29 protein-coding genes are annotated in these 26,003 nt (G+C 66.1%); 18 read left to right on the top strand and 11 right to left on the bottom strand.

Features of this window, described 5'->3' with window-relative positions; genetic code table 11:
• Nucleotides 1-77: 77 nt before the first annotated feature.
• Nucleotides 78-560, bottom strand: coding sequence for a hypothetical protein (locus tag ACHMXB_RS13895; protein ID WP_395399152.1), 483 nt, complete (start codon nt 558-560; stop codon nt 78-80).
• Between the two features lie 555 nt (nt 561-1,115).
• Here ACHMXB_RS13895 and ACHMXB_RS13890 point away from each other — a divergent pair.
• Nucleotides 1,116-1,625, top strand: a complete 510-nt coding sequence (locus tag ACHMXB_RS13890) for an Hsp20/alpha crystallin family protein (protein WP_395399150.1) — start codon at nt 1,116-1,118, stop codon at nt 1,623-1,625.
• 9 nt (nt 1,626-1,634) lie between these two features.
• Here the strand turns inward: ACHMXB_RS13890 and ACHMXB_RS13885 are convergent, their stop codons facing one another.
• Nucleotides 1,635-2,378 carry a GAF and ANTAR domain-containing protein gene (locus ACHMXB_RS13885; protein ID WP_395399148.1) on the bottom strand — a complete coding sequence of 248 codons (744 nt, stop codon included), beginning with the start codon at nt 2,376-2,378 and terminating at the stop codon, nt 1,635-1,637.
• A 286-nt stretch (nt 2,379-2,664) separates the two neighbouring features.
• Between ACHMXB_RS13885 and ACHMXB_RS13880 the strand changes: the two genes are divergently transcribed.
• On the top strand, nt 2,665-3,537 hold the full coding sequence (locus tag ACHMXB_RS13880) for an NAD-dependent epimerase/dehydratase family protein (protein ID WP_395399146.1): 873 nt from the start codon (nt 2,665-2,667) through the stop codon (nt 3,535-3,537).
• A 15-nt stretch (nt 3,538-3,552) separates the two neighbouring features.
• Here the strand turns inward: ACHMXB_RS13880 and ACHMXB_RS13875 are convergent, their stop codons facing one another.
• Nucleotides 3,553-4,320 carry a FadR/GntR family transcriptional regulator gene (locus ACHMXB_RS13875; protein WP_395399144.1) on the bottom strand — a complete coding sequence of 256 codons (768 nt, stop codon included), beginning with the start codon at nt 4,318-4,320 and terminating at the stop codon, nt 3,553-3,555.
• 131 nt (nt 4,321-4,451) lie between these two features.
• Between ACHMXB_RS13875 and ACHMXB_RS13870 the strand changes: the two genes are divergently transcribed.
• The 7 genes from ACHMXB_RS13870 to manD all read left to right on the top strand — a co-directional run bounded on the left by ACHMXB_RS13870 (nt 4,452) and on the right by manD (nt 11,777).
• Nucleotides 4,452-5,738 (top strand): ABC transporter substrate-binding protein, encoded by a 1,287-nt coding sequence (locus ACHMXB_RS13870; protein WP_395399142.1) that lies wholly within the window; start codon nt 4,452-4,454, stop codon nt 5,736-5,738.
• 85 nt (nt 5,739-5,823) lie between these two features.
• Nucleotides 5,824-6,762: a carbohydrate ABC transporter permease gene (locus ACHMXB_RS13865; RefSeq protein ID WP_102974169.1), complete on the top strand. Its 939-nt coding sequence runs from the start codon at nt 5,824-5,826 to the stop codon at nt 6,760-6,762.
• The gene (locus tag ACHMXB_RS13860; RefSeq protein ID WP_395399139.1) at nt 6,759-7,649 is read left to right on the top strand and encodes a carbohydrate ABC transporter permease; all 891 of its coding nucleotides are present in this window, start codon (nt 6,759-6,761) and stop codon (nt 7,647-7,649) included. Before ACHMXB_RS13865 ends, ACHMXB_RS13860 begins: the two co-directional genes overlap by 4 nt.
• 10 nt (nt 7,650-7,659) lie before the next feature.
• Nucleotides 7,660-8,808 carry a galactonate dehydratase gene (dgoD, locus tag ACHMXB_RS13855; RefSeq protein ID WP_395399137.1) on the top strand — a complete coding sequence of 383 codons (1,149 nt, stop codon included), beginning with the start codon at nt 7,660-7,662 and terminating at the stop codon, nt 8,806-8,808.
• An 8-nt stretch (nt 8,809-8,816) separates the two neighbouring features.
• Nucleotides 8,817-9,494: a bifunctional 4-hydroxy-2-oxoglutarate aldolase/2-dehydro-3-deoxy-phosphogluconate aldolase gene (locus ACHMXB_RS13850; RefSeq protein WP_395399135.1), complete on the top strand. Its 678-nt coding sequence runs from the start codon at nt 8,817-8,819 to the stop codon at nt 9,492-9,494.
• The gene (locus ACHMXB_RS13845) at nt 9,491-10,477 is read left to right on the top strand and encodes a sugar kinase (protein WP_395399133.1); all 987 of its coding nucleotides are present in this window, start codon (nt 9,491-9,493) and stop codon (nt 10,475-10,477) included. Before ACHMXB_RS13850 ends, ACHMXB_RS13845 begins: the two co-directional genes overlap by 4 nt.
• 70 nt (nt 10,478-10,547) lie before the next feature.
• Nucleotides 10,548-11,777 carry a D-mannonate dehydratase ManD gene (manD, locus tag ACHMXB_RS13840; protein ID WP_395399131.1) on the top strand — a complete coding sequence of 410 codons (1,230 nt, stop codon included), beginning with the start codon at nt 10,548-10,550 and terminating at the stop codon, nt 11,775-11,777.
• Nucleotides 11,778-11,867: 90 nt separating this feature from the next.
• On the opposite strand, the gene ACHMXB_RS13835 is transcribed toward manD, so the two are convergent.
• The 3 genes from ACHMXB_RS13835 to ACHMXB_RS13825 all read right to left on the bottom strand — a co-directional run bounded on the left by ACHMXB_RS13835 (nt 11,868) and on the right by ACHMXB_RS13825 (nt 14,146).
• Nucleotides 11,868-13,454, bottom strand: coding sequence for an alkaline phosphatase D family protein (locus tag ACHMXB_RS13835; protein WP_395399129.1), 1,587 nt, complete (start codon nt 13,452-13,454; stop codon nt 11,868-11,870).
• 128 nt (nt 13,455-13,582) lie between these two features.
• Entirely contained in the window at nt 13,583-13,780 is a 198-nt protein-coding gene (locus tag ACHMXB_RS13830; RefSeq protein ID WP_076800319.1) for a hypothetical protein, read from the bottom strand.
• Nucleotides 13,781-13,903: 123 nt separating this feature from the next.
• Entirely contained in the window at nt 13,904-14,146 is a 243-nt protein-coding gene (locus tag ACHMXB_RS13825) for a hypothetical protein (RefSeq protein WP_395399127.1), read from the bottom strand.
• A 124-nt stretch (nt 14,147-14,270) separates the two neighbouring features.
• Here ACHMXB_RS13825 and ACHMXB_RS13820 point away from each other — a divergent pair, with 124 nt between their 5' ends.
• Both ACHMXB_RS13820 and ACHMXB_RS13815 read left to right on the top strand, forming a co-directional pair.
• A complete protein-coding gene (locus ACHMXB_RS13820; protein WP_395399125.1) occupies nt 14,271-15,047 on the top strand; it encodes a phosphatase PAP2 family protein in 777 nt (258 codons plus the stop codon).
• A 4-nt stretch (nt 15,048-15,051) separates the two neighbouring features.
• A complete protein-coding gene (locus ACHMXB_RS13815; RefSeq protein WP_395399123.1) occupies nt 15,052-15,357 on the top strand; it encodes an MmcQ/YjbR family DNA-binding protein in 306 nt (101 codons plus the stop codon).
• Between the two features lie 10 nt (nt 15,358-15,367).
• Here the strand turns inward: ACHMXB_RS13815 and ACHMXB_RS13810 are convergent, their stop codons facing one another.
• Nucleotides 15,368-15,682, bottom strand: a complete 315-nt coding sequence (locus ACHMXB_RS13810; protein WP_395399121.1) for a MerR family transcriptional regulator — start codon at nt 15,680-15,682, stop codon at nt 15,368-15,370.
• Nucleotides 15,683-15,825: 143 nt separating this feature from the next.
• Between ACHMXB_RS13810 and ACHMXB_RS13805 the strand changes: the two genes are divergently transcribed.
• From ACHMXB_RS13805 to ACHMXB_RS13795, 3 genes are all read left to right on the top strand, one after another.
• The gene (locus ACHMXB_RS13805; RefSeq protein ID WP_102974479.1) at nt 15,826-16,248 is read left to right on the top strand and encodes an Hsp20/alpha crystallin family protein; all 423 of its coding nucleotides are present in this window, start codon (nt 15,826-15,828) and stop codon (nt 16,246-16,248) included.
• 107 nt (nt 16,249-16,355) lie between these two features.
• Nucleotides 16,356-16,694 carry a J domain-containing protein gene (locus tag ACHMXB_RS13800; protein ID WP_395399119.1) on the top strand — a complete coding sequence of 113 codons (339 nt, stop codon included), beginning with the start codon at nt 16,356-16,358 and terminating at the stop codon, nt 16,692-16,694.
• A gap of 33 nt (nt 16,695-16,727) precedes the next feature.
• A complete protein-coding gene (locus tag ACHMXB_RS13795; protein WP_395399117.1) occupies nt 16,728-17,117 on the top strand; it encodes a hypothetical protein in 390 nt (129 codons plus the stop codon).
• A gap of 44 nt (nt 17,118-17,161) precedes the next feature.
• Here the strand turns inward: ACHMXB_RS13795 and ACHMXB_RS13790 are convergent, their stop codons facing one another.
• Complete coding sequence (locus ACHMXB_RS13790) at nt 17,162-18,673, bottom strand: AAA family ATPase (RefSeq protein ID WP_395399115.1); 1,512 nt, start codon at nt 18,671-18,673, stop codon at nt 17,162-17,164.
• A 212-nt stretch (nt 18,674-18,885) separates the two neighbouring features.
• On the opposite strand from ACHMXB_RS13790, the gene ACHMXB_RS13785 reads away from it, so the two are divergent.
• Nucleotides 18,886-19,272: a VOC family protein gene (locus tag ACHMXB_RS13785; protein WP_395399113.1), complete on the top strand. Its 387-nt coding sequence runs from the start codon at nt 18,886-18,888 to the stop codon at nt 19,270-19,272.
• 108 nt (nt 19,273-19,380) lie between these two features.
• A complete protein-coding gene (locus tag ACHMXB_RS13780) occupies nt 19,381-20,949 on the top strand; it encodes a GH1 family beta-glucosidase (protein WP_395399111.1) in 1,569 nt (522 codons plus the stop codon).
• A 31-nt stretch (nt 20,950-20,980) separates the two neighbouring features.
• On the opposite strand, the gene ACHMXB_RS13775 is transcribed toward ACHMXB_RS13780, so the two are convergent.
• Genes ACHMXB_RS13775 through ACHMXB_RS13765 form a run of 3 tightly spaced genes read right to left on the bottom strand, consistent with a single transcriptional unit; the run spans nt 20,981 to nt 23,588 of the window.
• The gene (locus tag ACHMXB_RS13775; RefSeq protein ID WP_395399109.1) at nt 20,981-22,054 is read right to left on the bottom strand and encodes an App1 family protein; all 1,074 of its coding nucleotides are present in this window, start codon (nt 22,052-22,054) and stop codon (nt 20,981-20,983) included.
• 52 nt (nt 22,055-22,106) lie between these two features.
• Nucleotides 22,107-22,844 carry a DUF72 domain-containing protein gene (locus ACHMXB_RS13770; protein WP_395399107.1) on the bottom strand — a complete coding sequence of 246 codons (738 nt, stop codon included), beginning with the start codon at nt 22,842-22,844 and terminating at the stop codon, nt 22,107-22,109.
• A 9-nt stretch (nt 22,845-22,853) separates the two neighbouring features.
• Nucleotides 22,854-23,588 carry a GAF and ANTAR domain-containing protein gene (locus tag ACHMXB_RS13765; protein ID WP_395399105.1) on the bottom strand — a complete coding sequence of 245 codons (735 nt, stop codon included), beginning with the start codon at nt 23,586-23,588 and terminating at the stop codon, nt 22,854-22,856.
• Between the two features lie 148 nt (nt 23,589-23,736).
• Here ACHMXB_RS13765 and ACHMXB_RS13760 point away from each other — a divergent pair, with 148 nt between their 5' ends.
• Both ACHMXB_RS13760 and ACHMXB_RS13755 read left to right on the top strand, forming a co-directional pair.
• Complete coding sequence (locus ACHMXB_RS13760; RefSeq protein ID WP_395399103.1) at nt 23,737-25,542, top strand: glycoside hydrolase family 15 protein; 1,806 nt, start codon at nt 23,737-23,739, stop codon at nt 25,540-25,542.
• Nucleotides 25,543-25,677: 135 nt separating this feature from the next.
• Nucleotides 25,678-25,995 (top strand): YegP family protein, encoded by a 318-nt coding sequence (locus ACHMXB_RS13755; protein ID WP_395399101.1) that lies wholly within the window; start codon nt 25,678-25,680, stop codon nt 25,993-25,995.
• Nucleotides 25,996-26,003: the final 8 nt, after the last annotated feature.

Genomic DNA, 26,003 nt, shown 5'->3' with positions numbered 1-26,003 from the left:
CCGGCGGCGGGCCGCCGTCGGCTTCTCTTCAGCGGCCCGCCCTCTTCAGTGGCGCCCTCTTCAGTGGCCGGTCCAACTCACTCGCGCCGGTCCAACTCAGTCGCGGCACAACAGGTTCCGCAGAGGGGCGGGGAGCCACCTCGACTTCGATCCTTCAACCGGCTCCCCGCTGCCTGTGACGGCCGGTCCTCCGCCCCGGCTGTGAAGTAGTCTCCGCCCGCCGGGAGGGAGCCGCCCGCAAGGAGGCTGTCGCCGCCCGCAGCCGGCGGCAGGCAGGCGTTCTCGCTCAGGTGGCACAGCAGCGCCTGCTCGGGGGACCCTGGATGCAAGGCCAGGTGCTGCAGCAGCCGCTGCCTGGCTTCCGATTCCACATCCGTGGTGGCGAGGATGTCCAGGATGAGTTCGATGACCTGGGCGCGCATCACCGTCTTGTCGATCGACCTCAGCGATTCGCTGCAGAAGTCATCCAACTCATCCGCCGCGTCCTCTGAGCATCTCCCACGTTCTGAGGCGACGTCTAGCCGATCGGGCTCGCCAGGGGTGGCAGTGTTAGCGTCCATCAGGACCTCCGTGAGTGGTCGCGTTGCCCTCCAGGAATTCTGCATTGGCTGATGTGGCGACCTCCGCAACCACTATGCCGGGCCCCTGAAGGGGCGGAGGCTCCGCAACCGCCTGGTTCCAGACGTTGAGTGCTGCGAAGGTAACCACTGGAATGCACAGCAGTAACAGCGTCTTCACTGGGGCTCCTCCCTTTGCTGCCTGATCTTGCATGACGCCAATGTGCAGCATGCCTCCTGTGAAAAGCTCGGTGCCCGCACCCCTCGATAGAACGCACCGCGCGGAATTTGGGGGGGCCCGGGCGGCGAAAACATGCGCTTTGGCGCAGGGGCCGGAGCTGCAGACGGAAACTTCCCGGGTTTTCACAAGGAAACTGTCAGGACCGGTGCCGGACCGTTTCCTGTTGGCGGGGCCGAAGGCTGCAAGGGCAGCGTGTGGCAAGCGCCCTCACTGCACCTTAACAAGCGTTCCGCAAGGGCGTAGTTTTGTGATGTTGGGACCCGTTCCGGTCCTCCGCATCCTGCATTGGGGCCGGAAGCTGACAGGAGGTAACAGCGATGACCAACATATTCAGGCGGGCCGGCGTGGATATCCCGGAACCCTTCCGCCGTTTCCTGGAGGGGGATATGGACGCGTGGCTCCGGGTGGAGGAATACCGGGAGGCCGGCTCCCTGGTGGTGAAGGCTGAAGCGCCGGGCATCGATCCTGACAATGATGTGGACATTACCCTGGCCGGCAGCCAGCTGCAGATCACAGTCCGCCGTGAAGAAAAATCGGAGCACAAGGACAAGGAAGGCTACCGCTCGGAATTCCGCTTCGGCACGTTTTCGCGAACGGTAAGCCTTCCCGCCCCGGTGAACCAGGAGGACATCCGCGCCTCATACACCGACGGCGTTCTGGAAGTTCGCGTTCCACTGCCCGAAGAGTCCGCTGCGGGTGGTGCCCGAAAGGTCCGCGTCTCCCGCGGTGCAGGAACCAGCGGCGCCGGAACCAGCGGCGCAGGAACTGGCGGCTCTTCACGGGACAGGGGGCAGGAGCCCGAGGGCCAGACTTTCGGTGGCCCCTAGGCTGGCAGCTCAGCCCTGATAGTGGGTCTTCGCCGGGCCTTGGCCCAGCGAGTCAACGATCGACGTCGCGACGCTGTGCAGCTTGATGTTGCGGGTGCTCGACGCCGCCTTGAGCAGCTCGAAGGCTTCCTCCTGGCTGCACCTGTTCTGCGCCATGATCACACCGACGGCGACGTCGATCACCGTCCGTGTTTCGAGCGTGGCCTTGAGGTTGGCCGCGGCGTCGCTGTAGTGGGCGAACCGGACGGCCAGCCGGAGGGCCATTGAGGTCTGGCTGACGAAGTCCTGCGCCAGCTCCAAAACGCGGCCCTCGAATCGGCCCGGCCGGTGCGAGTAAAGATTTAGTGCGGCCCGGGTCTCACCCTCGAGCACGAAGGGAACGGCGAGGATGGAGCGGACGCCCTGCCCCAGTACCTTCTCCGCATAGCTCTTCCATCGGTCGTGATTTTTCAGGTCCGTGATGTGGATCATGACCTGCTCGCGCGAGGCCGTCATGCAAGGCCCGTCGCCGAAGTCGTACTGGATCTCGTCCATGGCCTGCGCCTCGGGGCTGCTGCTCGCCACGGTGGCTGCCTTGCGATGCCGCAGCAGGGTCACGCCGCAGAGGACTTCATCCCCGGGTTCGGAAAGGCTGCGCGCAGAAATCCGGGCGAGTTCGTGGAGGAACTCGCCCACGTCTGAACTGGTGAGCACAAGCTCGTTCAGGTGCTCCGTGATTGAGGTTTCAGGTTTTGCGGGCGACTCGCTGGCCACGATCTTTCTGTACCGTTTCGCTCAGGTCAAGACGAACCGGCGGGCGCAGCGCGGGGACCCCATGGCCGGGGCGGGAGCAGCAAGCAAAGGTGCCGGATCGAACAACAATCCAACGGCCTTCTGCTAAACCGTACCGAGAAAATATACACCAGTTCTTCACGAGCGATGGTAGCGGTTACCGCCGCGGGCCCTAGGCTGGTGAAAGGTGCCGGCGGCGACAGCTGCCGGGGCCATTGGAGTACGGTCGCCCGGGCCAGGGCCGGCCAGCTAACAGGAGGAGGCCGCGGTGAGAATTGCCGTAACGGGAGGCAGCGGAAAGCTCGGACGGAACGTGGTCCGCAGGCTTGTGGCGGACGGGCACTCCGTCCTCAACCTGGACCGGACGGGCAGCCGGAGCCCGCAGTTCGCCGTCGTGGACCTGCGTAACTACGGGCAGGTTGTTGACGTCATCATGGGCCTGGACGACCGGCACGAGGGCTTCGACGCGATAGTCCATCTTGGCGCCATTCCGGCTCCGGGCCTGGTGCCCGACGCCGCTACTTTCGAAAACAACATGCTGTCCACCTACAACGTGTTCCAGGCGGCGCGCAGGGCGGGCATCAAGAAAATCGTGTACGCCTCCAGTGAGACGGTGCTGGGACTGCCTTTCGACGTCGACCCTCCCTACATCCCGGTGGACGAGGAGTATCCGGCCCGGCCGGAAAGCACCTACTCGCTGGTGAAGCACCTGGAGGAGCAGATGGCCATCCAGATGACCCGGTGGGACCCGGAACTGAGCATCGTTGGCCTCCGGTTCTCCAACGTCATGGATCCGGAGGACTACGATGAGTTTCCGTCCTATGACCGGGACGCCGCCCTGCGCAAGTGGAACCTCTGGGGCTACATCGACGCGCGCGACGGTGCGCAGGCGGTGGCGTGCGCGCTGGACTACCGCACGCCGGGGTTCGAGGCCTTCATCATCGCCAACGAGGACACCGTCATGAGCCGCTCCAGCGCCAGCCTGGCGGCGGAGGTGTTCCCGCAGGTAAAGGTGACCAAGGAGCTCGGCGAGCATGAGACCCTGTTGTCCATCGACAAGGCCAGGCGGCTCCTGGGCTACGCGCCCGAGCACAGCTGGCGCAACTACCACTCGACCCGCACGACGCCCACCGAGGACTGAGCGCGGTCCCGGGACTTAGGTGTCCGTTCGCGCTTTCCTGGAAGGCGGTGAAGCGGGGTCCCCTTGGTGCCGGGACCAGATGTCGCCCATTTCCTGGGTGGACTGCTCAACGATCCGGCTCATGGCCGCGTGTGCCGCCTCGGCTTCACCGCGCTGGATTGCGCTGGCCACGTCCACATGCAGCTGCAGGGCCTCGTGGTGCGGAAGATGCGGCACCAGGCCGTGCTCGGTGCGGCCGGAGAGAACTTCCCGGACCAGGTTGTGCAGCTGGGAGAACATGGGATTGCCGGAGGTCCTGAGCACTGCAGCGTGAAACTCTATGTCCAGGGTGAGGAACTGTTCCTGTTTGTCGCCCTGCCCGGCTGCCCACAGCCGGGCTGCGAGGGACACCAGCTCGCTGCCGTCCTCCAGCGAGATGCGCTCCGCGGCGAGCCTCGCCGCTTGTGGCTCTATCGCGCCACGGAGTTCGTTCAGCGCGCGCAGCTGGTCAAGCCGTCCCGGGGAGGCCAGACGCCACCGGATGACCTGGGGATCGTAGAGATTCCAGCATTCTTCTTCCTGGACTACAGTTCCGAGCCGTCGCCGGGACTCCAGCATGCCCATGGAACAAAGCACTTTCGTTGCTTCCCGGACCACTGACCGGGCCACCTTGTGCTCGGCTTCGAGCTCATCGATCCGGAGGACGGTACGCGGCGCGAGCGTGCCGTCGGCAATCGCCAGGCCGAGCCGTTCTAAAAACGACCCGGGCGAATCGCCGGAGTGCTCCGCCTGTGGAGTTTGCATGAATAAAGCATACGGGAATCAGGTAAGGGGTTGTTTAAGTCCGCCTTATTTGCCATGATCGCAGCCTGAGCAAGTGCAATGATGCGTTTGGTGCGGCCGGAGGATCTCCGGTCCTGAGTCAAGGAGTCGTAATGAAGCGACGTTCAGTAGTGAAGTACGCGGCCGTTGCCGCGGCCCTCTCGATGGGGCTGACCGCCTGCGGCGGGGGCGGAGGCGGCGACTCGAAGGGTTCGGACACGGTCCGGGTCACCCTCGCCAACCATGTCTGGACCGAAGGGATCAAGGCAGCGATCCCCGAATTCGAAAAATCCACCGGACTGAAGGTGGAGTTGACCCAGCTCGGTGAAGACCAGCTGTCCGACCAGTACAACGTCAAGCTCAACGCGGGCAGCGACGAAATCGACGTCATGATGTACCGGCCTCTCCAGGAGGGCAAGGCCTTCGGCAAGAACGGCTACTTGGCGGACCTGACCAGCAAGGTCGCCGAAGACGCGGACTGGAACTGGAAGGACTACCAGGACGGACCCGTCAAGGCTTCGACCTATGAAGACAAAGTCATGGGCGTTCCGATCATCACCGAACGCGAGGTGCTCTATTACCGCAAGGACCTGCTGAAGGCGGCCGGCCTTGAGGTGCCCAAGACCATGGAGGAACTCGAGGCAGCAGCCAAGAAGATCGCCTCCGCGGACACCGCCGGTTTCGTTGCCCGCACCGGCAAGTCCACCGCGGTCACCCAGTTCTCGAGCTTCCTGTATAGCTTCGGCGGCGACTTCACCGACGAAAGCGGCAAGTCCGCCGTCGGCAGTGAGGAAGCCAAGAAGGCCTACGCCTTCTACGGCGGGCTCATCAAGAACTACGGCCCCAAGAACGTCAGCACCGACATGAGCTGGCCGGAGGCCATGGCAATCTTCACCCAGGGCAAGGCCGCCTTCTACACGGAGGCGGACTCCCTCTACAAGAACGCCACCGACCCCGCCAAGTCCAAGGTGGCCGAAACCGTTGGCTTCGCGCCGCTTCCGGCCGGACCGGCGGGCTCCAAGCCGTACAACATCCCGTCGTGGGGCCTCGCGATCAACCAGTCCTCCGGCAACCAGGACAACGCCTGGAAGTTCATCAAGTGGGCCACCAGCAAGGATCGGACGCTCGAAGCGCAGAAGGCCGGCGTCCCCGGGCCCCGCGCCTCTGTCTGGTCTGATCCGGCCGGCACTTCCACTTACCCGAAGGACCTTGCGGCCGCCATCGCAGTCAGCGCCGAAAAGGGCGTGGGCCACGACCGTCCGCTGGTCATCACCGTCGGCAAGGCCCGCGAAATCGTGGGTGAGCCCATCGTCGCTTCCATCACCGGTGCTGACGCTTCCGCCGCGGCCGATCAGGCCAACACCGCTTTCCAGAAGTTCCTGGACGACGAAAACAAATAAGTAGAGCGCGACGGCGGGACAACAGCCCCGCTGTTCTCCCGCCGTCGCACCCGAAACGCCTTCACCCCCAACTCTTAGGTGAACCATGTCTGTACTGACCCCTGCCCGGACCTCTGGACAATCGGCGCGCAGCCGGGATAATTTCTCCGCCTGGGCGAACCGCCACCGGAAATGGCTGTTTGCAGCGCCCGCGATGATCTTCGTCGGCCTCCTGATCGTTTTTCCGCTTGCCTGGACGCTCTACCTGAGCCTGACCGACTCCCAGGGGTCGGTCCGCGCGGCCTCCGATTTCGTGGGGTTCGAAAACTACCTCACCGTGCTGACGGACACCGAAAGGTTCTGGCCGGCCGTGGGCCGCACGGTGTCCTTCACGCTGGTGGCGCTGGTTTGCGAAGTCGTCCTCGGCATGTGCATCGCCCTGCTCCTGTGGCGTCCGTTCCGCGGCGAGAAATGGGTCCGCGTGGCCATCCTGCTGCCGCTCGTTGCCACCCCCGTGGCAGTGGGCATGATGTGGCGCCTGATCTTTGACCCGAACATCGGCTTCGCCAACCAGCTGCTGGGGCTTGTTGGCATTCCACCCCAGCCGTGGCTCTCCGGCCAGGACTCGGCACTGCCCACCACCATCTTCATGGACGTTTGGCAGTGGACCCCCATGGTGGTGCTCATTCTCCTTGCGGGCCTGACGTCTCTGTCCGAGGAGCCGGATGAGGCCGCGCGCATGGACGGCGCGAACGCCTTCCAGCGCTTCTTCTTCGTCACCCTGCCCCTCATGATGCCCACCGTGATCGTGGCCATCCTGCTGCGCGGCATCGACGCGCTCAAGACGTTCGACATCCTTTACGCCACGAAGGGCAAGGGCGGCGGCTCATTCCACGAGGTGGAAACGCTGAACGTATACGCCTACGGGCTCAGCTTCGACTACAACCAGTACGGGCTCTCCTCCGCCGTGTTGATCCTGTTCTTCATGATCATCATTGGCTCCATGTGGCTGCTGACCATGCGCAAGAAAGCGGTAAGCAAATGACCGTACTGCACGAAAACACCGAATCCCAGACGCCGGCAGGCCAGCGGCGCGGAACGGCCCGCCGCAGGAAGCCGCTGCGCAGCAACGGGTACAAGGTGTTCCGTTTCCTGGCCCTGGTGGCGGTGGTGCTGTTCCTGATCGCGCCGTTGTTCTGGATGCTGCTCGCTTCCTTCAAGACCAACGTGGACATCTACGACGCGGGGAAGTCGTTCCTGTTTGCTCCGACTGCCGAGAACTACGCCAACGTCCTGCAGCGGAACAACTACTTCGTCTTCATCTTCAACAGCTTCTGGGTGGCTTTCGTCTCCACCGCGCTGTCACTGGTCCTGGGCGTCCCGGCGGCCTACGCCATGAGCCGGTTCACCATGCACCGCTCGGCGCTTGTTGTGCTCATGGCCCGCGTCATCCCGGGTGTTTCCCTGCTGGTGCCGTGGTACTACGTCTTCTCCAACCTGAAGATGGTGGGCGGCTTCGAAGTCCTGATCCTCAGCCACATGTTCGTCGCCCTGCCTCTGATCGTGTACATCATGATGAGCTACTTTGACTCGCTGCCGATCGAACTGGAGGAATCTGCGCAGGTGGACGGGCTCACCCCGATCGGCGCCTTCCGCCACATCACCCTGCCGCTGTCCGTGGCCGGCATGGCCACCGCGGGCATCCTGGCCTTCATCTTCTCGTGGAACAACTTCATGTTCGCCCTGGTCCTGTCCGGCTCGAAGACGAAGACGCTGCCCGTGGCCATCTTCGACTTCGTCTCCTACGCCAGCATCGACTGGGGCGGGCTGATGGCTGCCGCCACCGTGGTGACCATCCCGATCATGATCATCGCGCTGTTCACGCAGAAGTACATCGTCTCCGGTCTGACCGCCGGCGCCACAAAGGGCTAGGGGCTCAGCAATGACACGAATCAGCAGGATAGAAACCTTCCTGGTGCCTCCGCGCTGGCTGTTCGTCCGCGTCGAGACCGACAGCGGGATTGTCGGCTGGGGCGAGGCGAGCTGCGAAGGCCGCAGCGAGACGGTGCGCACCGCCGTCGACCAGCTCGCCGAGCTGCTCATCGGCCAGGACGCCCTCCGGATCGAAGACCATTGGCAGGTCATGACCAAGGGGTCGTTCTACCGGGGCGGCCCCATCCTGGCCAGCGCCGTGTCCGGGCTTGACCAGGCACTGTGGGACATCGCCGGGAAGCACTTCAACGCGCCGGTGCACCAGCTGTTGGGCGGCCCCGTCCGTGACCGGATCCGCATGTACGGGTGGGTGGGCGGCGACGAACCGAACGAGGTGGCTGACCAGATCAGCGCCCAGCTGGAAGTGGGGCTCACGGCCGTCAAGATGAACGCCAGCGGCAGGATGAGTCCGGTGGCCTCCGTCGCGGAGCTCGACGGCGTGGTCCGCCGGGTTGCGGCCGCCCGCGAAGTCCTGGGGGACCACCGGGACGTCGCTGTCGACTTCCATGGCCGCTTCAGCTTGGCCAACGCCCGGCGCGTGGCGCCACTGCTGGAACCGTACCGGCCGTTCTTCCTGGAGGAACCGGTGGTTCCCGAGAACACCCATCTGCTGCGGGAATTCACCTCCTCCACAACCACGCCGGTGTCCACCGGCGAGCGGCTTTACAGCCGGCAGGAGTTCCTCCCCGCACTGCAGGCCGGGATCGCCGTGGCGCAGCCGGATCTTTCCCATGCGGGCGGCATTACAGAGACACGCAAGATCGCCTCGCTGGCCGAAATCTATGAAGTGCAGCTCGCCCCGCACTGCCCGCTGGGCCCGCTCGCGCTCGCGGCATGCCTGCAGGTTGGCTTCGCGACGCCCAACTTCCTCATCCAGGAACAAAGCATCGGCATCCATTACAACCAGGGCGCCGAGGTCCTGGACTACGTGGTGGACAAGACGCCGCTGAAGTTCGTGGACGGGCACATCGAGCGGCTGACCCAGCCGGGCCTGGGCATCGAGATCGACGAAGCCGTGGTCCGCGCGGCCGACAAGCAGGGCCACGCCTGGCGGGGACCGGTCTGGCGGCACCCCGACGGCTCCTTCGCGGAATGGTGACGGACAGAATGGAAAACACAGGAACCGTGAATCCGGAACTGCTGCTCAACGGGATCAGGGACAGCCGGCTGGTGGCCATCGTGCGCGGCTCGGACGGACAGGCGGCCGCGAAGGCAGCCCTCGTTGCCATGGAGGAGGGATTCCGTTACGTCGAAATCGCCCTCACCACCCCCGGCGCGCTGCAGGCCATCAGCGAAGTGCGCGCGGCTGCCCCGACCGGCTGCTTCGTCGGGGCGGGAACAGTCCTGACGGTGCGGGACGTGGACAACGTCCTTGAGGCCGGCGGGCAGTTCACCGTGACCCCGGCGCTGGCCGCATCGGTGGACGAGTCCGCCCGGCAGGGGATACCGGTTCTGGCCGGTGCGATGACGCCCAGCGAGGCCTACGAGGCCATGAACCGCGGGGCGACTGCCGTCAAGCTTTTCCCGGCCTCCATCGGCGGACCAGCGTACCTCAAGGCTTTGCGTGACCCGTTCCCGGACATCCCCTTCATCGCGGTGGGCGGCGTCGGCCTCGAAGAGGCCGCTGGGTACTGGGAGGCGGGCGCCATTGCGGTGGGCCTGGGCGGGCCGCTCTTCGGGGACGCCGGCTCCGGCGGGGACCTCGCGCCGGTACGGTCGCGGGCACGAAGCTTCGTGGACTTGGCCGCCGGTTTCGGGCGCACTGCCGTGGAGAGCCCGCAGTGACTCCCGCCGTCGACCTCGTTACTCTGGGCGAATCCATGGTCTCGCTCAGGGCCGGCGGCCCGATCTCTGCCGGTGGTTGCCTGTCGATGCACGTGGCCGGGGCCGAATCGAACGTTGCCGTTGGGGCGGCCCGGCTGGGGCACCGGGTGCGCTGGACCGGCGTCATCGGCAGCGACCCGCAGGGTGAGTTCATCCTGCGCCAGTTGCGCGGGGAAGGCATCGACGTGCTCCACCGGGAGGATGCGGTCCGCAGCACGGGCGTGATGTTTCTGGAACAGCGCACGGCCGATATCACCCGCGCCTACTACTACCGCTCCGCGTCCGCCGGATCCACGCTCAACCGCGGCGATGTCGATGAGGCACTCGCCGGCGGCGCCCGGGTGCTGCACCTGACAGGAATCACCGCCGCCCTCAGCCCGCAGGCGCAGGAAGCAGTTGAATACGCCGCCAGCCAGGCCAAGAGCGCGGGGATCCTCGTCTCGCTGGACGTCAACTACCGCAGCAAGCTTTGGTCCCGTGACGAGGCCAGGGCTGCGCTGGCCCGGGTGGTGCCGTATGCCAGCGTCCTGATCGCGTCCGACGACGAGCTCGGCCTGGTGGCGCCGGACCTGGAACGCTCTCAAGCGGAACTGGGTTCCTGGGAGACCGCCGAGGTCCTCGCGGCTAAGCAGCTCTTTGACCTGGGCGTGCAGGAAGTGGTGGTCAAACGCGGCGCCGCCGGCGCCGGCGTCCACACCGCCGAGGGACGCCATGAGGCGCCGGCTGTGCCGGTGACGAGCATCGACACCGTCGGTGCCGGAGATGCCTTCACCGCCGGATACCTGTCGGCCCTGCTCGACGGCGAGAATGTGGCCGGACGCCTCCACCGCGGCGTGCTTGCCGGCGCCTTCGCCGTCAGCACGGCGGGGGACTGGGAAGGCCTGCCGCGGACCGGTGAACTCGCACTGCTGGGCAACCACATTGCCGGCAGCACTCAGCGCTGACTGTAACGCCCATAGGGCCGCCCGGCCCGGAATCTGGAAATTTTTCTGATGTGAAGGAAGGCCTGGACCTGTGAAAATCATTGCCGCGGAAGTCTTCGTGACAAGCCCCTCCCGTAACTTCGTGACCCTTCGTATTATTACGGAGGACGGCGTGACCGGCATCGGTGACGCCACCCTCAACGGCCGGGAGCTCGCGGTCGCTGCGTATCTGAAGGAGCACGTCGCGCAGCTGCTGATCGGCAAGGACCCGCACCGGATCGAGGACACCTGGCAGTTCCTGTACCGGTCCTCGTACTGGCGCCGCGGCCCGGTGACGATGGCGGCGATCGCCGCGGTGGACATGGCGTTGTGGGACATCAAGGGCAAGCTGGCCGGCATGCCCGTCTACCAACTCCTCGGCGGGGCATCCCGCAACGGGTTGCGCGCCTACGGGCACGCGTCCGGTTCGGACATCCCGTCGCTGTTCGACTCGGTCCGCGAGCACCTGGAACTGGGCTACAAGTCGGTGCGGATCCAGACCGCGGTGCCCGGGATCAAGGCCGTGTACGGGGTGGCCGCGCAGGCGCAGGCCTCGGGGGAGCGGTACGACTACGAACCCGCCGGGCGCGGTGCGTTCCCCGTGGAGGAGGACTGGGACACCCGGGCCTACCTGCGGCACCTGCCGTCCGTGTTCGAGGCGGTCCGCAACGAGTTCGGCCCGGAACTGCCCCTGCTGCATGACGGGCACCACCGGATGACGCCGATCCAGGCCGCGAAGCTCGGCAAGGCCCTGGAGCCGTACGACCTGTTCTGGCTCGAGGACTGCACCCCGGCCGAAAACCAGGAGGCCCTCCGACTGGTCCGGCAGCACACCACCACGCCGCTGGCGATCGGTGAAATCTTCAACACCGTGTACGACTACCAGAGCATCATCAAGGAACAGCTGATCGACTACGTCCGCGCCGCCTCCACGCACTTCGGCGGCATCTCGCCGCTGAAGAAGGTCATGGACTTCGCCGCGCAGTACCAGATCAAGTCCGGCTTCCACGGCCCCACCGACATTTCCCCGGTCGGGTTCGCCGCGCAGCTGCACGTGGGCCTGGCCATCCACAACTACGGCATCCAGGAATACATGCAGCACTCGGACAAGACCAACGAGGTCTTCGAGCAGTCCACGACCTTTACCGACGGCTACCTGCACCCGGGCGACAAGCCCGGCATCGGCGTCGAATTCAACGAGGAAGCCGCGGCCGCCTACCCGTACCAGCAGGCCTACCTGCCCTACAACCGCCTCGTCGACGGAACCGTCCACGACTGGTAGCGCTGGTCCAAGCAACGCGGGGTCACTTATCGCCCCTTCGAGGGCACTCATTGGGCGGCAAATGACCCCGCGTTCGCGGGAAGCGGGTGGCTAGGCGCGGGGCTGAAGACCGGGCACGCCGTCGTCGATGCGGAAGGACGCCTTGGTGCTGACCGCCGCGCCCGGAGTGTTGACGTAGTCCAGCACCCTGAAATCTGCCGTGAGGGAGTCCTTCGTGATGCTGGTCCGGACATAGCCGCGCTGGTCGTTGAAGAACTTCAGGTGCTCGTTCCAGGCCATGGTGGGGTCCGTGACGGAGCCCGTGCCGTTGCCCGTTGAGGTGACGGACGTGCAAACCAGCTCAGAGCCCACCACCGGCGCGTCCGGATCCTTGTAGTCCACCTTGACATCGTTGGCCCAGTTGCGGTGCACGTCACCGGTAAGGACGACGGCGTTGCGCACCTTGGCGTCCACCCAGCCCTGGGTGATGCGGCGGCGGGAGGAGGCGTAGCCGTCCCAGCCGTCCATGGACACATCGTCGATGTCGGCGGCCCGGTTGCGGTCCCGCTCGGCGAAGAACACCTGCTGGCCCAGGAGGTCCCAGCGAGCCTTGGACTTCCGGAAACCGTCCAGCAGCCACTGCTCCTGATCGGCCCCGGTGATGGTCCGGTTCTCCGCCAGGCGCTCCTGGACGTTCTTCCGCCAGCCGTCCCCGGCCAGCTGGTCGTCGCGATACTGGCGGGTGTCCATCATGTGGAAGTTGGCAAGCTGGCCCCACTGAACCGTGCGGTAGATCTTCATGTCTGCCCCGGCGGGCATGGACGGTGCGCGGAGCGGCATGTTCTCGTAGTACGCCTGGAACGCGGCGGCCCGCCGCTTCCTGAAGTTGGCCGCAGTGTTGTTCAGCTGGGCCGGGTCCGCGTTTTCCGGGACCTCGTCCGCCCAGTTGTTATCCACCTCGTGGTCATCCCAGACCACCAGCCACGGTGCCGCGGCATGCGCAGCCTGCAGGTCGGCGTCCGCCTTGTACTGGGCGTGGCGCTGGCGGTAGTTCTCCAGCGTCACCGTCTCCGGGCCCTCGTGGTCGCGCACGTTCCCGCCGCCGGTCACGTAGGAGCCCTTCTTGTACTCGTACTGGTAGTCGCCGAGGTGCAGCACCAGGTCCGGCTGGTCCTCGGCGAGGCGGCGGTAGGCCGTGAAGAACCCGTGCTCGTACTGGGCACAGCTGGCGAAGGACATGGACAGGGCCGCCGGCGTTTCGTACCAGGCCGGGCTGGTCAGTGTGCGGCCGACAGGACTGATGTGGCGGCCGGCGCGGAACCGGTAGAAGTACTCGCGCCCAGGCTTCAGGCCGCGCAGTTCCGCATGGACCGAGTGGGCGCTGTCCGGCCGGGCCTGCTCCACGCCGCGCTGGACGACGTTCCGCATCGCAGCGTCTTCGGCAACCTCCCAGGCCACGGCGACAACGCGGGAGGGCATGCCGCCCAGCCCATCTTCTGCGAGCGGGTTGAGCGCGAGCCGGGTCCAGAGCACGAAGCCGTCGGGCCAGGGGTCACCGGACGCGACGCCGAGGGTAAAGGGATCTGTGGGGAGGCTCGCTTCTGCGCTGCGGGGATCAGCGACGGCGGCGCCGGGGAGGGCGATGACGAGGCCGGCGCCGAGGCTGCTGGTGATGAGTGTTCTGCGGGTGATGTCCATGGCCCCGAACCTAACGGGGCAGCTTGGACAGGCGAGGACGCGCGCGTGAATCGCGAGTGAACGGTAACGCGCCGTCCGGGTAAGCAGCCGGCTGTTTTGGAAGGTTGCGCTTACTTGGAAGGCTGGGCTTACTTGGAAGGCTGGGGCACTTCGCAGGTCAGCTTGGGGTTGGCGCCCATGTAGTTCAGCGGCCCGGCGGCGATGGTGATCGCCACGGTTCCGGCCTCTGTGCACGAGTCCGGGGAGCCGCCGAAGTAGCCCCGCTGAAACGCGGCAAATACGCCGATGATGAGCCAGATGACCACAAGCAGTCCGATGATCCTCACGGCAGCCTCCGTAGCCCCGTTGCCACTTCAATGTGTGACTAATTATCCACCGGGCCCGCCATTCAGGACAGGGCTAAGGAAACAGGTCTATCGGTTCTGCGGGGGCCCGCGCCCGCGTCCGGGTCAGCTGGGTTCCGTGGTGTCCACCGGCGTCTCCTCGACGTCCGGCGTGTCGTCTGCCGTGGCAACCTGGCCGTTCCCGGGGGTTCCGGCGCGCCCGCTGTCCTTGCCCTCTTCCGGTTCAAACGTGTTCGGCTCGCCTGCGCCGACCGCGACGCCGTCGCCGGAGTCCGGGACGCCATCCCCTTGGGTCTGCGGTGAAGTTCCGCTGGTCTGCTCTTCCTGGCCGGTTCCTTCAGTGCTCATGTCGTCTCCTGAGACCTCGTGGGGCTGGAAGTTTTACCGTAACAGCGGGGAAGGACATCCGTAAGGGGGCTTAGGATTTCACTTCTAAGGCAGTTTTCCCCAGCGCACACAGGCGGTCTTTCAGGTGGCAGAAGAATCGGCGGACAAGCAGGGCTGGTGGCGCGTCTTCCACGACAAGTTTGTGGTGGAAGAACGCTATATGGAACCCAGCGCGCGGAAAGCGCTCTACGTGACGGCGATCGTCCTTGCCGTTGTGGGGGCAGCCGTCTTCTTCTTCGCTCTCTCAGGTGTACAGGATCATGACGGGCTGGCCAGTGCGGATGATGCGGCATGGAGGTGGCTCCTGACGACGCGCTCGCAGGTACTGACCGTGGTGATGATTGTCCTCGCTGTCATCTTCGGGCCCGTGGCGCTGCCCATCATCGTCCTCGTTGTCACGGTGGCATGGGGCATCCTGGCGAAGCATGCCTGGCGGCCGATTCTGTTGGCGGCGGCAATGTTGACCGGCGTGGGACTGGCGCAGCTCATCGGCAGGTCGGTCGACAGGCAACGCCCTCCAGTGGACCAGATGCTGTTCGGCGCAGACCACACCTTTTCGTTTCCGTCGGGCCACGTTCTGGGGGCCTCCGACTTTCTGCTGATAACGGCGTTCCTGGTCTTTTCCCGGCACCGGAAACCGAAGACAACTGTGGTCGGTTTTGTCTGCGCCATCATCGGAGTGATCCTTGCGTCCGTCAGCCGGCTGTACCTTGGCTATCACTGGGTGAGCGACGCCGTGGCTTCCGTGGCACTCTCGCTGGTGGTGCTCGGTGCCGTGATCGCAGTCGACACCTGGCGCACCGCCCGGGTGCCGGGCGAAGAAGTTACGGGCGAGCTTTCCAAGGCCGACGCCCCGGACTGAAAGCATGGCCACCGAAGCCGACGTCCGCAGGATCTGCCTTGCATTGCCGGGCGTGACCGAGCGCGCCAGTTGGAACCAGCCAGCCTGGTTCGCTAAGACCCTGATGGCCCGCATCTGGGAAGCGGACGTGCTCACGGTCAAAACCGCGGAGCGCGAGGCTCTCGCGGGCACGGATCCGGAGACGTATTTCTGGACGCCGCACCATGAGCGTTCACCACAGCTGGTCCTCGTCCGGCTTTCAAGGGTCGACGGCGGCCTGCTCGCCGAGCTGCTCGAGGATTCCTTCCTGCTCGCCGGCGGCCGGCTGTAGCCGGCACGGATCAATCGCCGTCGTCCGGGCGGGCGTTCCGGGCCCTGGCAAGCTTCAGTTGCCGCCGGAGGCGGGCGTTGTCCATTTCCAGTTCCAGCACCTTCGCCACGCCCGCCAGGTTCAGTCCTTCGTCCAGGAGTTCTCCGATGCGGCGCAGGACGGCCAGGTCGGATTCGCTGTACTGGCGGGTGCCGCCGTCGGTCCTTTCCGGGGTCAGCAGGCCGCGGCGCTCATAGAGCCGGATGTTCTGCTGGCCAGTTCCCACGAGCTCCGCCACCACCGAAATCGCGTACAGCCCGCGTCCGGCGCTGTCCCGGTTGGCCATGTGATTCCCCGTCCAAAATTTTTCCTGGTTTTCCCCTTGCCCAAGTTTGTCACTGATGCTATAAAAAATCTATATCCACCACCATAGATAAATGGGTGGTGGGTAGCAGCAAAAACCTCACATGCTGAAGGGAGTGGGAAATGATGCTAATCCGTACTGACCCGTTCCGTGAGCTGGACCGTCTCACCCAGCAGGTCTTCGGAACAGCAGCCCGTCCGGCGGCCATGCCGATGGATGCGTGGCAGGAAGACGGGGAGTTTGTGGTGGCCTTTGACCTGCCAGGGATTTCGCCGGACGCCGTGGATCTGAACGTCGAAAGGAACGTCCTCACTGTCCGGGCGGAGCGCCGCGATGCCACCCAGCCAAACGTCGAACTGGTGGTTTCCGAGCGGCCACGCGGCGTCTTCAGCCGTCAGCTCATTCTCGGCGACACGCTGGACGCGGACAACATCAAGGCCAGCTACGACGTTGGAGTGCTGACGCTCCGGATCCCGGTCGCCGAGCAGGCAAAGCCACGGAAGATCGAGATCGAAAGCAAGGGCCAGCTGCATCAGATCGGGACGTAGCAGGCCGCCGCGCTGGCTGGGGTGGCCTTCACCTACCCGAAGGCCGCCCCAGCCACGGCCGTCCCGGCCACGGCAGCAGCAAATAACCACGCCAACAGGCTTCAGAGATGACCAGACCCGCACCGGACTACTATGCCGTGCTGCAGATTCCGCACCGCGCGTCGCAGCAGGAAATCGCCCGCGCCTACCGCGCGCTGATGCGCCGCCACCATCCGGATCTCGCCAACGGTGAAGCGGTACCGGCCGAACTGCAACTCGTCATGCAGGCCTTCTCCGTGCTTCGGGACCCGGAGCGCCGGGCGGCCTACGACCGCGAGGTCCTTGGTGCCGGCGCCCCCGGCCCATCCACCAGCCGGCCACACAGCATTCCAGTCCACGTGGTCCGGCACCGGGAACCGCCGCTGCGCGTCACCCCCGTCCGGTGGGAGAGCGGCCCCTGGGCCTGAACCCGACCTGAACGTCAGAGGAGAACCACAGCCATGAGCGATTGGCGCCGCTACGACTCCCACCTGATTCCGGCCTTCCATGAGCGCTTCGAGCAGCGCTGGGGCAAGGGCACTGCGCCGTTCCTGGACCCCGAGGCCCATGAGGAGCCGCTTCCCCGCGCACAGTGGATCAACCCCACCACCGGTGCCGCGCTGGCCGTGGTGCCCATCTGGTCCGACGACGACCGCCAGCACCGCACGTTTGGAGTGTTCTACCTGCCGCCGGCCGGGGACATCTGGGTGCTTCGCCCTGGCCTCACCCAGTTCCTCGAGCCGGGCGAGGCCGGCGCTGCGAACCTGGTGAGCCTGCGGAATGATGCCTTCCGCAAGGCGGTGTCCCACGCCAACGAATTCCTCTTCGGGCCGCCGCCGTTGGTGGACTGACCGGTAAGTGGACCAGCCCGCAAGTGGACTGACCCGTAAGTGGACTAACCCGGCCCGGCGAAGCCAACGCTGCCAAAGTCGGGCCCGGGGAAGAAGCCCGGCCGGGGAGAACCCGGCCCGCCCAGTCCGGGTCCGGGGAAGCCGACACCGCCGAAGCCGCCCTGCCCGTCCCCGCCGCCGGCGGGGCCGCTGCCCAGCAGGCTCCTGGTGAGGGTCTCGCCGTCGGCCATCAGTTCTTCCACCGCCCCGAGCAGGTGACTGTCCGACACGGGCGCGGCGTCCAGTGCGGCACGCACGACGGCACGGCGGACCAGTTCGCGCGCGAAGGAGGCCGTTGTTCCTTCGGTGCGGGCGGCGGCGTCCCGGACAGCCTCAGGACTGAACGGAATGCTGCGCGCATACAGCGTCACCAGCCCGACGCGCTCGTCCGCGGCCGGCAGCGGGATATCCACGGCGAGGTCCACACGGCCGGGGCGCTGGGCGAGGGCGCGTTCGAGCATGTCCACGCGGTTGGTGGTGAGGACGAATGCGACGTCGGCGTCGTGGTCCAGGCCGTCCATGGCGTCCAGGACCTCGAAAAGCAGCGGCTGCGGCCCGTGCCCGAAGCTCCGGTCCTCGGCGATCAGGTCGCAGTCCTCAAGCACAACGATCGAGGGCTGGAGGGCCCGGGCCATCGCGGCCGCCTCGGAGATCCTGGCCAGGGAGCCTCCGGACAGCAGGATCGCGGTGATGCCTGCACTCTGGCTCAGCAGGTACCGCACCGTGTGGGTTTTGCCGGTCCCCGGTTTGCCGTACAGCAGGATGCCCCGCTTGAGGTGCTGGCCGTATTCGTTCAGCGACTCCCGGTGGGCGGCGATGCCGAGGGCGTGATCAGCCACTTTCTGGAGCAGCCCCTGGGGCAGGATGACGTCCGAGGCGGTCAGCTCCGGCCGTGCGTGGAACGTCACGCCTCCGGTGCTGGGCCCGTACTCTCCCATGACCAGGGAAATAACCTGGCCCTTCAGGACGCTGCCGCGCTGCATGCGCCGGCGGAACTCGGCCAGGAAGTCCGCGGCACTCTTGGCGTCGGCAGCCAGAACCTCGAGGCACGCCGTCTGCCGCCCGTACCGCGGGGCCGCGTCCCGCTGCAGGACAGCAACAGGGCTGCCCGCTTGCCTGAACAACCACAGGCCCAGCGCCACGGCCTGCCGCTGTTCATCCGGCCCCACAGCCAGGTTGATGTAATCGGGCTGCGACAACGGAAACTGCGGGAAGAACTGCGAGTGCTGGAGCATGTCGCTCAGGGACTGGTGGTGGCGCTGGTCGCCGCCGCCGATGCCCACCAGCCGGAACTCCGGGTCCTCGGCGGCGAGCTCGGCCATCAGGATGTCTGCGTCCACGAACCGGTGCGCCGGAACCTCCTCCACCACCACAGCAAGTGATTCAGCCGGCACCGCCAGATGTCCGGTGATTGTTGTCAGCAGCTGCCGTCCGGCCTTTACGCGGTGCTGCCCGGACTGGGCGATCTGCACCAGCTGCGCGAAATTATCGATGAACTTCCCCAATTTTTCATCCATGCCGCAGACCCTACCAGCGCCGGTCAAGACCGGTTGGTGGCTGGACTGCGCAACGGCCTCGCTTCCGGGGGCCCTCGTCAGCGGCCCGGGCCTGTGCCATTCTGGGAGGTACCGCAGTCCAGAGGTACCACCGTCGACGTGAGCTCACGAAGGACGGGAGCTGTCAATGGACCGGAGCTGTGGAAGGACCGGAGCCGTCGAAGGAGAAGTCCATGTTTGCGCCCAAGGGTTGGTTTTCCAGCTTCAGCGTTGACGACGTGGCGCGCGCCCGGGAGTTCTACGGGCAGACGCTGGGCCTGGCCGTGTCCGACGGCGCAATGGGCACGCTGGAGCTGTCCATGCCCGAGGGCCACAGGATTTTTGTCTACCCCAAGGACAACCATGAGCCGGCCACCTTCACCGTCCTGAACCTAGTGGTCGACGACGTCGAGGCGGCCGTTGACGAGCTCAACGCGGCTGGGGTCCAGACCAAGATTTACGACGATCCCGGCCTCCCCACGGACGAAAAGGGGATAGCCCGGGGGATGGGCCCGGATATCGCATGGTTCAGGGACCCGGCCGGCAACGTGATTTCCGTGATTAATCCGGGCAGCGTTTAATTCGGACAGCGCGGTTTAATCCGGACAGCGCGGCGCCCGGAGCGGTAGACTCCGGCAATCTGAAGTTTTTGGCCCACCGGCCTTTCACAACGTCACAGAGGTCCAGCGATGCATCCTTCCGCCAAAGAATTGGCCGCCATGGTTCCGACCGGATTCACCCTGGGGGTGGCTACAGCCGCGTTCCAGATTGAAGGGGCGCTCGATGAGGACGGCCGCGGACCCGCCGGCTGGGACGTCTTCGCCGCCAAACCCGGGAACATCGTGGACGACCACAGCCCCGCCGTGGCGTGCGACCACTACCACCGCATGCCACAGGACGTGGCCCTGATGAAGGAGCTGGGCGTCGATTCCTACCGGTTCTCACTGGCATGGCCGCGGATCCAGCCGGACGGACGCGGAGCGGTGAACCGGGCCGGCCTGGACTTCTATGACCGGCTGCTGGATGAGCTGCTGGCCAACGGAATTTCGCCGATGGTCACGCTCTACCACTGGGACACTCCGCTGGCCCTCGACGAGGACGGCGGCTGGCTCAACCGGGACACCGCCTACCGGCTGGGGGAGTTCGCCGCCATCGCCGCGGCCGCATACGGGGACCGCGTAGCCCGCTGGGTGACCATCAACGAACCCGCCACTGTGACCACCAACGGTTACGCCCTGGGCCTGCACTCCCCGGGGAAGGCCGACTTCGCCAACGGCCTGCCCACCGTGCACCATCAGCTGCTGGGCCACGGCCTGGCCCTGCAGGCCCTTCGGGCCGCGAGGGTGCCCGGAGAAATCGGCATGACCAACGTGTACTCGCCCGTGGTGCCCAACTCCGGCAACCCCCTTGACTGGATGAGTGCCGGAGCGATGGACATGGCGCAGAACCGGCTTTACGCGGACCCCGTGCTGACCGGGAAGTATCCGGACCTCATCCGCCTCGGGAAGTTCTTCTCGTCCTTCGACCATCCGGACGAGGACATGGCCGTCATCTCCCAGCCGCTGGATTTCTACGGCATGAACTACTACATGCCCACCCGGGTGGCGGCGGGCGGGGGCGACAGCCCCGTTCCGGCGGCGATGGCGGAGGCGATGGGGGATGACCTCAAGGACGCCACGCCCGGTGCCCCGCTCCACATCGAACCGTGGCCGGACACCGAAACCACTGCCTACGGCTGGCCGGTGAAGCCCGAGTACATGGCCGTGGCGCTCAAGGAAATGGCCGAACGGTACCCGAATCTTCCGCCGGTGATTATCACCGAGGGCGGGGCAAGCTTCGAGGACATCAGGGTCCTCGACAAGTCCACGAACCGGACCTTCATCCCCGACGAGCGGCGGGTCCGTTACCTCTCCGACCACCTCGGCACCGCCCTCCGGGCCACGGCCCCCGGCGGCGAGGCCGAGGCGATCGACCTGCGCGGCTATTACGTCTGGTCCTTCATGGACAACTTCGAATGGTCGGGCGGCTACAAGCAGCCGTTCGGCCTGGTGCACGTGGATTTCGAGACGCAGGTGCGCACGCCGAAGGCCTCGTTCTACTGGTTCCAGGAACTCCAGGAGGAACGCAGACTGGCGGCGTCCGCTGATGCCGCCGTCGCGGCTGCGGCAGCAGGGACAGATGGTGCCGTGGCTGATGGAATGCTGACGGACGCAGGGATGCCCGACGGCGGAACGTCCGACGGCGGGCCGGTCACCTGAAGCAGTTGGCGCTCCAAAGCAGTTCGGGCACCTAAAGCAGTTCGAGCTCCCTGAGCTGGCGGGCTATGCCCGCCCCGTCGGGGGAGTAGATCCACGGCACCGTCGAGGCGCTGTGGTCCCCGTCTTCAGAGTGCCCGCCGGCGAAGACGGCCTCGCTCACGGACAGTTGCCGGATGGCGATGGCTGCGACCTTGTCCGCATTGTGCTGCGTGAACTGCGAGTAGATCTGCTCGTCGTGCTGGCCGTTGTCGCCAATGAGCAGCCAGCGCATGTGCGGGAACTCCGCCGCCAGCCGTTCAAGGTTGCGGCGCTTGTGCTCCTGGCCGCTGCGGAACCAGCGGTCCTGGGTCAATCCCCAGTCTGTCAGCAGCAGCGGGCCAGCGGGATACATGTTCCGGGTCAGGAACCGTGCGAGCGTAGGCGCTGCGTTCCAGGGGCCCGTTGAGAGGTAGATGACCGGCGCGTCGGGATGCTCCACGGTCAGCCGGTCCAGCAGCACGGCCATACCGGGGGTGGCCATCCTGGCCCGCTCGCTCAGGACGAAGGTGTTCCAGAGCGCCAGGAAGGGCCGGGGGAGTGCCGTGACCATGACGGTGTCGTCAATGTCGGAGACAATGCCGAACTTGGTACCGGGGGCAATTACAAAGATGCTTGCTTCCGCCGCTTCGGCGCCTGCGGAACGCAGCACGGCGGTGTGCCAGCCCGGCGCCAGGGATACCGGAATGTCGATGTCCACCAGCCCGCCGCGGTCCGCCCTGACCTTCGTAACGGTTCCCCCGATCTCGATCTCCACCTCGGAGCGGGGAATGGGAACGCTGGTGAAGGCGCGCCAGCCACGCACGTTCTCCGTGCCGTTCCGGGCGGCATGGTCAGCCCGGCTGCCGGGTACGGGCTTGCTGGCCAGCACCACCCTGCCCAGAACGCGGACCCACTCCGTGGAACCGTAGCCCTGGTAGGCGACGGTCTTGGGTTCGAACTTCCAGCGCCGGGCGGTCTTCAAGCGCGCCGTATTGATCGCATCCGAGAGCCAATGGGCCAGGCGGAAGACGCGCGTTCCTGACAAACTCGTCCCTGCCAACGGTGATTCCTGTGACGCCATGTCCATGCCTTCACTCTGCCACAGGGCAGGGGCCCATGTGTTGCCGCCCTGCTCTCTGTTACTCGCGGCCGTCTCCCAGCATGCCGCGCAGGGTGGCGGCGTTGCGCACGGCGTTGCCGCCGCCGTCGTTGTTGAAATACGCGAAGACGTCCCGTCCGGAGGCGCGCCATTCCCGGATCCTGTCCGCCCACCAGCCCAGTTCCTCGTCCGAGTAGGAGCCGCCGTACAAGTGTTGGTGGTCGGGCCCGTGCAGCCTGACGTAGACGAACGGTGCGGTCGCCTGCAGGTTGCAGGGCAGGTTGGCGCCGCTCATCACGGTGTAGGCGGCCCCGTGCCGTTCCAGCAGCCCGTACACCTCCGGCTGCTCCCAGCTCGGATGGCGGAACTCCACGGCCACCCGGATCCACCCGGGCAGGGCGCCGAGGAAATAGTCCAGGCGGGCATCATCCCTCGCCATGCCGGGAGGCAGCTGGACCAGCAGCACGGCGCGCTTGTCGCCGAGTTCGTGCCAGCACCGCGAGATGCGTTCGATCCAGACTTCGGGACCGTACAGCTTTTTGCCGTGGGTGAGGCCGCGCGGGGCCTTGACGGACAGGGCAAAACCGGCCGGCAACCTGGTCCGCCAGCCGGCGAAGGTAGTGTCGCGCGGCCAGCGGTAGAAGCTGGCGTTCAGCTCCACTGTGCTGAACCGTGCCACGTAGTGCTGCAGCCGGTCCCGGGTGGGAAGCCCCGGCGGGTACAGCACATTTTCCCAGTGGTCGTAGCTCCAGCCGGACGTTCCGATGTGGATGTTCATCCGTGAAACTCAGTCGAAGTGGGTTGTCACGGTGCCGCCGCCGGCGGACTCCACGATGGCCGCGGCGACGTCGCGCAGCTTCAGGTTGCGCGTGCTGGACGCCGACTTGATGAGGTTGATGGCGTCCTCCTGGCTGCAGTGGTTCTGCGCAATGATGATCCCGACGGCGGTATCGATGATGGTGCGCGACTCCATCGCCCGCCTCAGGTTGTCCGCGTTTTCGTTGCGCTGAGCGAGCAGGACCGCGAGCCGGAGGCCCTTGGACGCCTGGCGGACATAGCTGACGGCGCTCTCCACGGCGGAGGCGTCAAAGACATTCGGCTTCTCGGAGTACAGGTTGAGTCCCGCCCGCGCGTCGGCGCCGGGCAGCTCGAAGGGGACCGCCAAAACCGACCGGATGCCGTTCTTCAGCACAGTGTCGTTGTAATCCGGAAACTCCGAATCGAGCTCAAAGTCCGGAACGTGGACCAGGACACCCTCCCGGCAGGAGCGGAGGCAGGGGCCGTCTCCAAACTGGTACTGGATCTCGTCCACCGCCTGTGCGCGCTCGCTGCTGCTGGCCACGGTGGCCGCCGAACGGTGCCGCAGGAGGGTGATTCCGCAGTAAATCTGCCCGCGCGGCCCGGACATGCTCTCCGAAGTGAACCGTGCCAGCTCGTCCAAAAAATCCTGGACATCCTGGGTGTCCAGCAGCATGTCCTGGACGTGCCCCACCACGTCAGCTTCATTCAGGCGACTATCCACGCAAGGCTCCACTTCCGCCCTTCAGACCGGCAGCGCCGGAATAACGAGGCAAGGCTGGCTGGGTAGGCTCCGGCGGCCGCTCCGCCTAACCTCAGGCTACACCCGGCCGCCCCTCGTGCCGGGGGACCTGCTGTGGCACTGTAAGGGCATGGTACGCATCGAGGATTATGCGGTGGTCGGGGATCTGCACACCGCGGCCCTGGTCAGCACTGAAGGTTCCATTGACTGGCTTTGCCTGCCGCGGTTCGATTCGCCGGCCTGCTTCAATGCGCTCCTGGATACCCCCGAATCCGGCCGCTGGCTCCTCGCCCCGGCAGCCGGGGGCGGCTGCACACGGCGCCGCTACCGCCGGCACACCCTCATTCTGGAAACCGAGTGGGAAACCGACGACGGCGCCGTCCGGGTCATCGACTTCATGCCGCCCCGCGACGAGGTGGCGGACATCGTGCGGATCGTGGTGGGGCTGCGCGGACATGTCCGGATGAGAAGCGAGCTGGCCCTGCGCTTCGACTACGGCCACATCATGCCCTGGGTGCGCCGGGACAGCCACGGTCTGCACGCCATCGCCGGTCCTGACTCTGCCTACCTGGTGACCACCGCCCCGCTGAGGGGCGAGCGCATGCACACCGTCAGCGACTTCACCGTGAAGGCCGGCGAACGGGTGCCGTTCGTGCTGACGTGGGCGCCCAGCCATGTGCGCCGGCCCCGCTCCGTGGATCCGGAAGAAGTGTTGGACTCCACGGAGCGTTTCTGGCAGGAGTGGGCAGACAAGTGCAAGGTATCCGGGCCCTACAAAGATGCGGTCCAGCGCTCGCTGATCACGCTGAAGGCCCTCACGTACGCGCCCACCGGAGGCATCGTTGCGGCCGTGACCACATCGCTGCCGGAGCAATTGGGCGGGCCGCGGAACTGGGATTACCGCTTCTGCTGGCTCCGTGATGCAACCCTGACACTTCAGGCGCTGCTGGCCGCCGGCTACACCTCCGAGGCGGCGGCCTGGCGCGACTGGCTGCTGCGGGCCGTGGCAGGCGACCCGGCCGACCTGCAGATCATGTACGGGATCCACGGCGAACGCCGGCTGCCGGAAATGGAACTGCCGTGGCTGGCTGGCTATGAGAATTCGGCGCCGGTGAGGGTGGGCAACGCCGCCGCGGGCCAGCTGCAACTGGACGTGTGGGGTGAAGTGCTGGACTGCCTTGCGCTGACCCGCAACTCGCTGCTGAAGCACACCGACGAAGCCTGGGACGTCCAGGTGGCGCTGATGGAATACCTCGAAGGCGCCTGGGACCAGCCGGACAATGGGCTGTGGGAGATGCGCGGTCCGCGGCGCCATTTCACCCACTCCAAGGTGATGGCATGGGTGGCGGCGGACCGGATGGTCAAGGGGGTCCGGGATTCCCGGCTTCCCGGCCCGGCAGACCGCTGGGAGGCGCTGCGCGACACCATCCACGCCGAGGTCATGGCGAACGGCTTCGACGCCGGCCGGAACACCTTCACGCAGAGCTATGGCCGGCCCGAACTCGATGCCAGCCTGCTCCTGATTCCGCGCGTCGGCTTCCTCCCGCCCGACGATCCCCGGGTGATCGGCACCATCGAGGCCATCCAGCGTGAACTGACGGAGGATGGCTTCGTGCTCCGGTACCGGCCCCAAGCGAGCGACGATGGCCTGCCGGGGGATGAGGGGGTATTCCTCGCCTGCTCCTTCTGGCTGGTGGAGGCGCTGCTTGGGGCAGGCCGGCGCAGGGAGGCCACGGAACTGTTCGAACGGCTGCTGTCGCTGCGCAACGACGTCGGCCTGCTGAGTGAGGAATGGGGCGTCCAGAGCGGGCGCCACCTGGGGAACACCCCACAGGCGTTCAGCCATTTCGCGCTGGTGACCAGTGCCTTGGAACTGAACCAGCACCGGCCCCGCCGAAGCGACAGGCCGCTCCCCTCAAAGGCGGGCACTGCCTGAGGGGGCCGCGCTGCCCAGGGGCCGGCGTCGTCGGCCTCGTTGGAAGCGGAATGTGGGGGACACCTCTCACCTTTGGCGTGAGGTAAGTATACTTACTAAACACGTCACCAAAGGGTGAAGAAGGAGGAGAGCCAAATGGCTGGATATTTCGAGTTGGTGGACGCTCCCGACGGCGGTTACAGGATCCGGCTGCTGGACGGAACGGGGGCGCTGATGGCGGTGTCCGTCACCTTCCCGACGAAGCGTGCAGCAGTTGCCGGGGTTGCCCAGGCCAGAGAGATAGCCGGTACCGGCCTGATCCGCGACTGCTGCAAGGATGCAGTGAAGCGGCCGGCGCAAAAGCGCCATGCCTGGCCGATCCGGCAGGCAGTGAAATCCACGGCGGGTGGGGGTCACGGGTCCAGAAGAGCCGCGCCGCAGCGGGTGCCCGCGCCACTGCTGTCCGAGCGCTGAGGGGCTGG

It is taken from the genome of Arthrobacter sp. UC242_113, from assembly GCF_044054585.1.
Taxonomy (GTDB): Bacteria; Actinomycetota; Actinomycetes; order Actinomycetales; family Micrococcaceae; genus Arthrobacter.
The sequence above is the reverse complement of the archived record's forward strand: the minus strand, read 5'-3'. Positions and strand labels throughout refer to the sequence as shown.